Source organism: Micromonospora sp. ATCC 39149 (genome assembly GCF_000158815.1).
Classification (GTDB): Bacteria; Actinomycetota; Actinomycetes; order Mycobacteriales; family Micromonosporaceae; genus Micromonospora.
Genome location: NZ_GG657738.1, coordinates 6,688,841 through 6,698,905 on the forward strand (window position 1 = coordinate 6,688,841; position 10,065 = coordinate 6,698,905).

A 10,065-nucleotide genomic window follows, 5' to 3' on the forward strand; every position below is an offset into this window, starting at 1 on the left:
CACCGGCTGGTCGGCGGCCGGTCAGGTGCCGGCGGGGGCGGGCGAGACCGGGACGTCCCGGCGGCGGCGCCTGGCCAGCGCCCCGAGGCCGACGTCGATGACGACGAAGGCGAGCAGGGGGCCGCCGAACCAGGGCAGCGCCCACCCGACGGCTACGGTCACCACGAGAGCGGGCAGCAGCGCCCACACCGGCAGGCCGCGCAGCCCACCCCGTACGGGCGCAGTGCCGACGACGGCGCGGCGGGCGGTCCGGGTGGGGCGGCGTTGCCACCACATCCGGTAGCCCCAGACGATGACGCAGAGCAGGCCGAGGGCGAGCGCGGCGAGCAGGACCTGGTTGACCGGGCCGAAGAGCAGGCCCATGTGCGCCTGGACGCCGAGGCTGCTGAGCTGGGCGAGCAGCGGCCAGTCGGCGAAGTCGCTGCGGGCGGTCACCGTGCCGGCGACCGGGTCGACGGCGATCCGGTCCCGGGCCACGGGCCAGGTGTTGTCGGTCTGGGCGACCGTCCACGCGCTGCCGGGCTCCTCGGCGGGGGTGATCCGCATCGGGCCGGTCAGACCGGCGTCGGTGGCGGCGGCCAGCACCCGGTCGAACGTCGCGGGGTCCGCCGCCGTGGCGGAGGCGCCGCCGTGCTGGTGTTCCCCGCCGCCCGGCGGGGGCGCGCCGGTCAGGCTGGTGGAGATCTCGGGAGTGCCGGCGCGCAGCGCGTCGAGCGCTGTGTCGAAGTTGCCCCCGGCGTAGCGGGACCAGGTCAGGCCGGTCGCGGAGAGGAAGAGCAGGCCGACGGCGAGCCAGACCCCGGTGGTGGCGTGCCAGGCCCGGGTGCGCCGCACCCCCCTGCGGGCGGACAGGTCCGGCACGAGCAGGTGCCTCGTCCGGGTACGGGTGGCTCCGCGGCGGCGCCACCACAGGATGATGCCGCCGAGCACGAGGACCCACAGCCAGCTCGCGGCGATTTCGGAGTAGTGGCGGCCGAGGTCGCCGAGATGCAGGTTGCGGTGCAGGTCATCCAGCCAGGTGGTGACGGGGGTGGAATCGAACCAGGTGGTGAGCTGCCCCTCGACCCGCCCGGTGTGGGGGTCGACGTAGACGGTGTGCTGCCGGTCGCCGAGGTCGGGCTGGGCGAACTCCACCCGGGTGGTGTGCCCGTCCGTGCCCGGCTGCACGGAGGCGATGGCGCCGTCGGGGTGGGCGGCCCGGGCGGCGGCGACCTGCTCGGCGAGGGGCTTCGCTGGGCCGCCCGGGGCGGCGGTGAGCAGGTCGCCGTAGAGGACCCGGTCCAGTTGCGGGCTGACGGTGTACGCCAGGCCGGTCAGGGCGGCGACGAGCAGGAACGGTGCGACGAGGACACCAGCGTAGAAGTGCAGGCGGAGCAGCAGCGCGGCCCACGCCGGGGTGCGGCGTGCCGACGGGTCCGGCGCGGCGGCCGGGGTGCGGGGCTCCGGCGTCGACTCGCCGTGCAATTCGGTGATGGACATACTCATCCGATCGGAGTAGCCGGGATCGTTCCCGGTAGGACTGTTCCCGTACGACAGCGGGTGGGTCCTGTCGCACCGGTGCCGTAGGGCCCATCCGCTGGGGTAGTCGGGCGCGGACCCGGTGAAGTTCCTGGCTTCGCGGCGACCGCCGCGGCTACCGGCCACCCCGTCGGCGCGGCGCGACCACGACGGCGAGCGGCGTCACGGGGTGTGAAGTTCCGTGACTGCTGGTGACCCACGCCACTCGCGGGATGGGGTCGCTTCGGCGGACCATGTCGGGTTCACCCATCGACCGATGTGGATCGACGCCGAGGGGAGTGAAACTTCTGCCATCTGCGTAAAAAGTTTGACGAGGGTTGACCGAAGTTCGCCCGCCGCGAGGATGATCCAATGCGTCGTCCCCCTCCGGCCCCCGGCCGCTGCGTCTCGGGTCTGCTCGCAGTCGTCCTCGCCTCGGCGGTCGCCACCCTCGGGGCAGCCCCGCCCGCTGCGGCGCACGGCACCCTGGCCATGTCCACGCCGGCGGCGGGCTCCACGGTCACCGAGCCGTTGGCGGCCGTGGAGCTCTACTTCACCGAGCGGGTCGCCGACAACGCGTACTTCGCGGTCACCGCGCCGGGCGGCGGTCGGGTCGACCACGGCTGGACGCACGGATCGCCAGCGCCCCTGGACAAGCCGGTGCGGGAGTACCTTCTCGTCGACGGGAAGTTCGAGCCATGCGAGTACACCACCGGGTTCCCGGCGGTGGTGACGCTCGCGCACCTGCCGGCCCGGGGGGCAGTACACGGTCAGCTACCTGTCGGTGGCCTCGGGACGGCGAGCCGGTGCGGGGCACGATGAGCTTTCCGGTACGCCGGGCGGGCCACGACGGCGCCGCAGGGATGGCGTCCGCCGACCACCCGGCCGGACCCGTCGCTGGTCGCGGCAGCCGAGCGGCACGCGACATCCGGGCACGGCTCGCCCCAGTCCCCGGTCGGGTCGGCCGCGCCGACCGCGTCGCCGGCTCCACCCGGCGTGGCCGCTCCCGCGACGGCCTCGGATGGCGAGGAGGGCAATGGTTGGCCGGGGTGGCTCGGTGTGGCGGCAGCGGTGGCGGTCGCGGCGGGGGTGGCCGGCGTCGTGGGGCGGCGTCGCCGCACCGCCGCTGGGGTGGGCAGGCCGATGTCGGTACCCCGCTGGCCGTGGACGCGCCGCCGCCCCGCCGATCGGGTGGTGCGCCGCGCCTCGGCTGCCCGAACAGCGGGACGGGGCAAGTCGCCCGGCCCGGCAACGCGCGGGGCCGGGCGGCGCGAGGCGGACCAGAGCCGCCCGACCGTCATGACCCGGCTGGGTGACCGGGGTTTCGCCGTGCTGGCCGGCGGGCTGGTGGTGGCCCTGCTGGCGGGGTTCGGGCTCGGGCGGATCGGTACCGCCGACGGTCGGGCCGCGACGGCGGCCGGCGGTGGGGCACCCGCCACGGGGGGCGCCGCCTCGGCGGGGGACGGGCATCAGCACGCGCCGGGAACCGGAGCGCACACCCATCCCGGCGACGGCGGCTCGCAGCAGGCGCAGGCGACCGGGACTGCGGTCAGCGCCGGCGGCTACACGCTGCGACCGGTGGCGCGGTCCCAGCCGGCCGGCGTCAGCGTGGACTACCGGTTCCAGATCGTGGGCACCGACGGGCGGGCGGCGACGAGCTTCGCGGTCGTGCACGACAAGCCGCTGCACCTGATCGTGGTGGGCCGAGACCTGGGCGGCTACCAGCACCTGCATCCCACGATGGCGATCGACGGCACCTGGAGCGTGCCGCTGACGCTGAAGCGGGCCGGCGGCTACCGCATCTACGCCGACTTCGCCACGACTGCGGCCGACGGCACCGCGCTGCCGCTGGTGCTGGGCGTCGACCACGAGGTGCCCGGTACGCACACCCCGGCCGCGTTGCCGCCCGCGCAGCCGCAGGCGACGGCCGGGCCGTTCACGGTGTCGATGGTCGGCGACCCCACGGCGGGGGCGACGGTGCCCCTGTCCTTCCGGGTGAGCCGTGCCGGTTCCCCGGTGTCGCCACGCTTGGAGCGCTACCTGGGCGCGTACGGGCACCTGGTGGTCGTCCGCGAGGGCGACTTGGGCTACCTGCACGTCCACCCGGAGCAGGAACTGATCGACGGGGCCGCCAGGTTCCGGCTGACGGCGCCGGGGCCGAGCCGGTACCGGGCGTTCTTCGACTTCCAGGTCGAGGGGAAGGTGTACACGGCGGAGTTCACCATGGACCGGGGATGAGACCCGGGTGGCCGGGACACGGCGGCCCCGGCGGTGGGCGCGGTCGGCTCCGCGCCTGTCCCCGCCGAGCGCCGAGGCGGGGGCCGGCCCGCACCAGGACCGTTGCGGGCCGATTCCCGCCCCCGCTGCGCGGTCGAGCTAGCCCTCGATCCGGACGATGTTGCGGATCTTGTTGGACGCGTCCAGCGCCGCCACCTTGTACGCCTCGGCGAGCGTCGGGTAGTTGAACACCGCGTCGATCAGGTAGTCGACCGTGCCACCGCAGCCCATGACGGTTTGCCCGATGTGGACGATCTCGGTGGCGCCGGTGCCGAACACGTGCACGCCGAGCAGGCGGCCGTCGGCCGGCGACACCAGCAGCTTCAGCATGCCGTACGAGTCGCCGACGATCTGTCCACGGGCCAGCTCGCGGTAGCGCGCGATACCGACCTCGAACGGCGTGGCGCTGTCGGTCAGCTGATCCTCGGTCTTTCCGACGAAGCTGATCTCCGGGATCGTGTAGATGCCGATCGGCTGCAACTCGTTGAGCGCGCGTACCGGCTCGCCGCAGGCGTGTTGCGCGGCGATCCGGCCCTGCTCCATCGAGGTGGACGCCAGCGCGGGGAAGCCGATCACGTCGCCGACCGCGTAGATGTTGTCCACCGCCGTGCGGTAGTCCGCGTCGACCGTGATCCGGCCGCGCCTGTCGGCCTGCAGCCCGGCCGCCTCCAGCGCCAGGTCGTCGGTCTGGCCCTGACGGCCGGCCGAGTACATGACCGTGTCCGCGACGATTTTCTTTCCGCTCTTCAGGACGCACAGCGCTGCGGTCGGGTGCTTCTCCACCGCCGCGACCTCCTCGCCGAAGCGGAACGTGACGGACAGGTCGCGCAGGTGGTACTTGAGCGACTCGACGACCTCCTCGTCGCAGAAGTCGAGCATCCGGTCGCGGCGCTCCACCACGGTCACCTTGGTGCCGAGCGCGGCGAACATGGAGGCGTACTCCATGCCGATCACGCCGGCGCCGACCACGACCATGCTGCGGGGGACGGCCTCCAGGTTGATGACCCCGTCGGAGTCCACGATCGTCCGATCGTCGAAGTCGACGCTGTCCGGGCGGGCCGGGCGGGTGCCCGCGGCGATGATGGCCTTGTCGAAGGTGACCCGGGACTCGTGCCCGGACTCGCCGTTCACCCAGATCGTGTGCGCGTCGGCGAACCGCCCGGTGCCGGTGATCAGGGTGACCCGGTTGCGGGCCAGCTGGTTGCGGATGACGTCGGTCTGCCGGCTGATCACATGCTGGGTCCGGGCGGCCAGATCGCCGACCGTGATCTCCTCCTTCACCCGGTAGCTGCTGCCGTACAGGTCCCGCTGGCTCATGCCGCTCAGGTAGAGCACGGCCTCGCGTAGCGTCTTGGATGGGACGGTGCCGGTGTTGATGCACACCCCACCGATCATGTCGCGGCGGTCGACGATGCCGACCCGCCTACCGAGCTTGGCGGCGGCGATCGCGGCCTTCTGACCGCTGGGCCCGGAGCCCAACACCAACAGGTCGTAGTCATACACGCCGTAAGCCTCGCAAGATCCCGCAACCTGCGCCAGCGCACGATCGCCCGCGGTCCCCGGCCTCATCGGGCAGCGTCGTCGACCTTGGCCGAGTGAGCGCCGCCGGTGCTCTGGCCCACGGGCCGGTGCTCCGGCACGCCGGCCAGTGGGCCGGCGTGCCGGAGGCTCATCGGCGCAACCCGTGATCAGGGGGTGGTGATGTTGAAGCTCCTGACGGTGGTGCTGCCGCCGAGGGCCTGGGTGGCGTAGTTGAAGACGCCGAACCGGTAGCCCATGAAGAACGGCCAGTTGTTGTCGAGGGTGAGGGCGTTGCCGAGGGAGACGAAGTTGGTGCCGTCCGTGCTGTAGGAGAAGCGCGCCTGTCGACCCGCACCGGGTCTGATGTCGGCGTTGACGCGCAACCAGATGCGCCCGCCGCTGATCGGTGCGCTGGCGATCTCGGTGCCGGTGTTTGTGGTGTTCCAGTTGCTGTCCATGGTCAGGTTGTTGGTCATGACCACCCGGCTGGCCCCGTTGTCGCGTCTGACACCGATCCAGGCGGAGGAGTTGCGGAGCATGGACAGGCCGCTGCGGTCACCGTCGCGCATCGTGGAGTAGTCGAGTTCGATGGTGGCGGTGCTCGTCGGTCCCTGAATGCGGTGGGTGAGGGTGTTGCGGGCCTTGTAGAGGTCGTTGGTGACCGTGGCGGTCTGGAGCCGGAGCCCGTTGTTGACGGACCACTTGGTGTCGTCGGGGTTGTGGTTCCACTCGTACTGGGGGCCGAGCGTGGTGCCGGGGAACGTGTCGTTGCCGATCATGGGCTTGACCGGGCGGGTGGGCAGCGGGTTGGGGTAGGACGCGCCCCAGGCGCCGTTGACGGTCTGGATCTGGGGCCAGCCGTCGGCGGTCCAGCTGATCGGCGCGAGGGCGGGCACCCGGCCGCCGGGGTATGCGTCGATGAAGCTCATGTAGTACCACTGGCCGTTCTGGGTCTGCACGAGGCCGCCCTGGTGAGGGACGCCGCCGCCGGGGATGGGGCCGGGCATGTTGAGCAGGACCTGGCGCATCTCGTAGGGGCCGAAGGGCCCGTTGGTGGACTTGAGGACGTACTGACCGTTGGCGGGGCGGGTGAGCCAGATGTAGTAGTTGCCGTTGCGCTTGTAGAAACGGGCGCCTTCGAGGGTGCCGACGCTGGAGGGCGTGGAGAAGACCTGTTGGGCGCGGACCTGCGTCTTGCCGTCGGCGGAGAGCTGGGCGACGCTGATCTGGGTGTTGCCGTAGGCGACGTACATCGTGTCGTTGTCGTCGATGAGCAGCCCGGCGTCGAAGTAGCAGCTGTTGATCGTGGAGATGCGGTTCCAGCCGCTCTCGACGGCGGTGGAGCTGTAGACGTGGGTCCTGGAGAAGTCGATGCAGCCGAGCCAGTAGAAGGTGTTGTTGCTCTTGCGGTAGTTCATGGCCGACGCCCAGACGCCGTCGACGTAGGCGTGGGAGCCGTTGAGGTCGTACTTGGTGCCGAAGTCGAGGCGGGGCACGGAGTGGCCGGCGAACTCCCAGTTGACGAGGTCGTAGGAGCGCAGGATCGGCGCGCCGGGCGAGTAGTGCATGGTGGAGGCGGAGTAGTAGTAGGCGTCACCGACGCGGAAGATGTCGATGTCGGCGAAGTCCTGCCACAACACCGGATTCGTGAACGACCCCGAGGGCGGCGGCGTGGTCGGCGGGGGCGTCGTCGGTGGCGGCGTGGTCGGCGGGGGCGTGGTCGGCGGCGGAGTGGTCGGGTTGCCCGTGGGGACGGTGCCGGTGCAGGTGACCCCGTTGAGGGCGAAGCTGGTCGGAGCCGGGTTGTTCGACGTCCAGGTGCCGTTGAACCCGAAGTTGACGTTGCCTCCGGTGGGGATGGTGCCGTTGAACGAGGCGTTGGTTACCGTCACCTGGCCGCCCGACTGGCTGACCGTGCCGTTCCACAACTGACTGATCGTCTGCCCCGCCGTGAAGGACCAGGTCAGACGCCAACCGGTGATCGGGTCGCCGAGGTTGTCCACGATGACGTTGGCGCCGAAACCGCCCTCCCACTGGTTGGTCACCGTGTAGGTGACCTTGCAACCGACGGCGGCCTGGGCGGAGACGGCCGTGGTGGCCCCGGCGGCGCTGACGGCGAGGGCCGTCGTCGCGGCGAGCCAGAGCCGAAGACGTGAGCGTTTCACTGCCGTTTACCTCCTCTGTGAGGTACTGGAGCTGCTGATCGGTGGCGCGTGTGGCGGGGTGTGCCCGGGTGCGCGAGACGGCGGAGGTCAGGACGGCCCGACTGGCCCCGCAGCCGCTGGGACAGGGGGCGGCGGGTGGAACCGGCCGGGTGATCGCCCGAGGGACGCGTCGCGGGCTCGTGGAATCGCTCGGCAGGTCACCGCGCCTGTCGGCGTCAGCTCCGAGGAATGGCCGACAGCGGCTCCCGTCGCCGGCCGGCACCGCGTGGCGGTGCCGTAGCGCTCGGCGGATGGGCCCGGACACCTGCCGTTGCGCTGCTCGTGACCCCGGCTGCCGGTTCCTGATCGAGGCCCGGCCGGCCGGAGCACGCCCTTCGCTCCTTGAGGGGAGACTAACGTGTTACCGTTCACACAGACAAGCCATCGATTTGAAACGATGCCCGTCGCGGTGTCGTCGCCAGCGACGCGGGACTGCTCGGCTCAGGCGAGCAGCGCGAGCAGGTTGATCAGCTTGCCGCTGTTCACCGGACGGTTGGTGGGCATTCGCGCTAGTGGTGGCCCATTCACGTCTCGACCTCAGGTGTCGCGCAGTGAGGAGACCCTGTTGGCAGCAGCGGCGATCACGTTGTTGCCACCGACGTATGGCCTGGACGTCCACATGGTTCCGGAGTACCCGGCCCCGTCGAAGAGCTCCCAGGTGTGTCCGCTCCGATTCCAGATGCTTTCGATGTTGTTGTTCATCCCGACCGGACCCGAGCTGTCCCCAAGGTTGCCGTCACCGGTCGAGAACCACGCAATGGTGCCCGACCCATTCGGACCGGTGAACACGCACATCTTGAAGTCCGGGCAGCGGTTGTATCCGGTTGCGGCGGACGCGGGTGGCGCCGCAGCAACGACCATCGCTGCCGTGATCGATGCGCAGGCGAGCAGACTCTTGATTCGCATGAGGGTCCATCTTGGGCGATGGGTGGGCCTGGAAGCAAGAAGAGGAGCCGCCGCGCATCGAGTCCTCCCCAAGCTGATCTTGCAGCTTGGGGTAGGTGTGGCGCGCCCGGGGGTCGATGAGGACGAGGCTCCAGGTAGGGGACCGCCTCGTCGTCGGGGGCAAGCTCGGCGACGAGCACTCGGTGGACGTCCTCTCAGGAGGCGAGCCCGATCGCCAGGGCGACGATGCCCAAAAGCGGGGGGACGAGCTGCTTGAGGGCCGCGCCGGCCTTCGCGGGGTTCGAGAGCAGGAGGACCAGGCCGGCGGCGACCATCGAGCCGGCACCGACGAAGACCAGAGTCGCGCCGACGGTCCGCGAGCCGGACGCGAAGAGGACGATGCCGATCGCGATGGCGATCGCCAGGAACAGGTTGTAGAAACCCTGGTTGAAGGCGAGTGCCTTCGTTCTCTCCGCGTCCGCCGGGCTGGCGATGCCGAAGACCGCGCGGGCCCGGGCACCCGTCCAGGCGATCGACTCGAGGTAGAAGATGTAGACGTGGATGAGGCCGGCGATGCCAGCCAGCACGAGTCCCGCGATGACCAAGATGACGCTTCCTCCGATCGAGCCCCGCCGGACGGCCGGGACCGGCCGTCGTCGCTGGTACGGCCATTCTCCCCCGGTGTCCGGCAGGGGAGAACCGGCCCCGCGCCGGGGCCTCAGGGGCGGTCGTCGGACGGTCGGTGGACGGGCACGGACGCGATCACCCGGGACCGGACGTCGCCGGCCGCGCCGGTGGACAGCCGGATGAGGGTCGGGTCGCAGTCCGCGCCTCCGTCGCATGGCCCGGGTGGTGACACGATCAGGTGCAGCCGGGGCACCAGCAGCGAACTGACGCTGTCATGGTCGCGGACCGCATCGGCGGCGGCCGGCTCGGCCGGGTGGCCGATCAGCCCGGCGGTCAGCCAGCCCATGGACCGGTAGCGGTCGAGATGCCGGGCGAACCAGCGCGCCTGGGCGTCGCCGACCAGGCCGTAGTGGTCGTCCGGTCGATGGCTCTCCGCCATCGTGGAGTTGATGCCGGCGACGACCAGACTGAGGTCGGGCATCTCGAAGACGCTCCACGGCCGATGCCGATCGAACGTGGGCCCGTCCACCCCGTCGTACAGTTCGGCGAAGAACCGGAAGTAGTGCCGCCACTTGTCCCAGTACGGCGGCTGCGGCGTCACCTCGTCCGCCTCGCAACTGGCGAAGTACGCGCGGCAGGCCGCGTGGTTGACGTCGCGTGGGCCGGGCACCACCGCGATGCGCCGCACGTCCAGATCGAGGACGCCGCGGAGCCGGGTCAGGAACGTCAGCGCCTCGTCGAACTCGCGGATGCCGCCGGCCGCGGTCAGGTTGCCGCTGATCAGCAGCGCGTCCGGCCGGGCACCGCCGGCGGCGAGCAACCGCTCCACGCCGGCGCTGAGGGCTTCGAGCAGCTCCTTGGCCGGCTGGTGCGGGACGGACCCGCCCGACGGCTGGCGGGCGAACCGTGGACCGGGCAGGTGCAGCAGGGTCACCTCGGCGTTGGCGGCGCGTGCTGCGGATCGTTGCGGCGGGTACGCCGGCGGGTGCCGCATCCGTAGCCGGGGATGATGCGCGGCGGCCTGCGGCGGTGGCTGACTGGCCGGCAGTTCGTC

Annotated in this window: 7 protein-coding genes and 1 pseudogene; 2 read left to right on the forward strand and 6 right to left on the reverse strand. The window is 71.4% G+C overall.

The annotated features are described in order from the left end of the window. Positions 1–21 precede the first annotated feature (21 nt). Positions 22–1,479 carry a PepSY domain-containing protein gene (locus MCAG_RS28840; protein ID WP_036375700.1) on the reverse strand — a complete coding sequence of 486 codons (1,458 nt, stop codon included), beginning with the start codon at positions 1,477–1,479 and terminating at the stop codon, positions 22–24. 390 nt (positions 1,480–1,869) lie between these two features. Between MCAG_RS28840 and MCAG_RS35470 the strand changes: the two genes are divergently transcribed. Together MCAG_RS35470 and MCAG_RS35475 are read left to right on the forward strand one after the other, a co-directional pair. Further along, the gene (locus tag MCAG_RS35470) at positions 1,870–2,319 is read left to right on the forward strand and encodes a copper resistance protein CopC (protein ID WP_007076468.1); all 450 of its coding nucleotides are present in this window, start codon (positions 1,870–1,872) and stop codon (positions 2,317–2,319) included. 477 nt (positions 2,320–2,796) lie between these two features. Next, positions 2,797–3,735 (forward strand): hypothetical protein, encoded by a 939-nt coding sequence (locus MCAG_RS35475; protein WP_036375704.1) that lies wholly within the window; start codon positions 2,797–2,799, stop codon positions 3,733–3,735. Positions 3,736–3,873: 138 nt separating this feature from the next. On the opposite strand, the gene sthA is transcribed toward MCAG_RS35475, so the two are convergent. The 5 genes and pseudogenes from sthA to MCAG_RS34125 all read right to left on the reverse strand — a co-directional run. Continuing rightward, positions 3,874–5,277, reverse strand: a complete 1,404-nt coding sequence (gene sthA / locus MCAG_RS28855; RefSeq protein ID WP_036375707.1) for a Si-specific NAD(P)(+) transhydrogenase — start codon at positions 5,275–5,277, stop codon at positions 3,874–3,876. Between the two features lie 185 nt (positions 5,278–5,462). After that, positions 5,463–7,460: a family 43 glycosylhydrolase gene (locus MCAG_RS28860; protein WP_007076471.1), complete on the reverse strand. Its 1,998-nt coding sequence runs from the start codon at positions 7,458–7,460 to the stop codon at positions 5,463–5,465. 576 nt (positions 7,461–8,036) lie between these two features. Further along, on the reverse strand, positions 8,037–8,405 hold the full coding sequence (locus MCAG_RS28865) for a peptidase inhibitor family I36 protein (protein WP_050778118.1): 369 nt from the start codon (positions 8,403–8,405) through the stop codon (positions 8,037–8,039). Positions 8,406–8,599: 194 nt separating this feature from the next. Then, on the reverse strand, positions 8,600–8,989 hold the full coding sequence (locus tag MCAG_RS28870) for a DUF1304 domain-containing protein (RefSeq protein ID WP_007076472.1): 390 nt from the start codon (positions 8,987–8,989) through the stop codon (positions 8,600–8,602). Positions 8,990–9,102: 113 nt separating this feature from the next. Continuing rightward, positions 9,103–10,065, reverse strand: a pseudogene (locus MCAG_RS34125) (hypothetical protein); the annotation flags it as partial.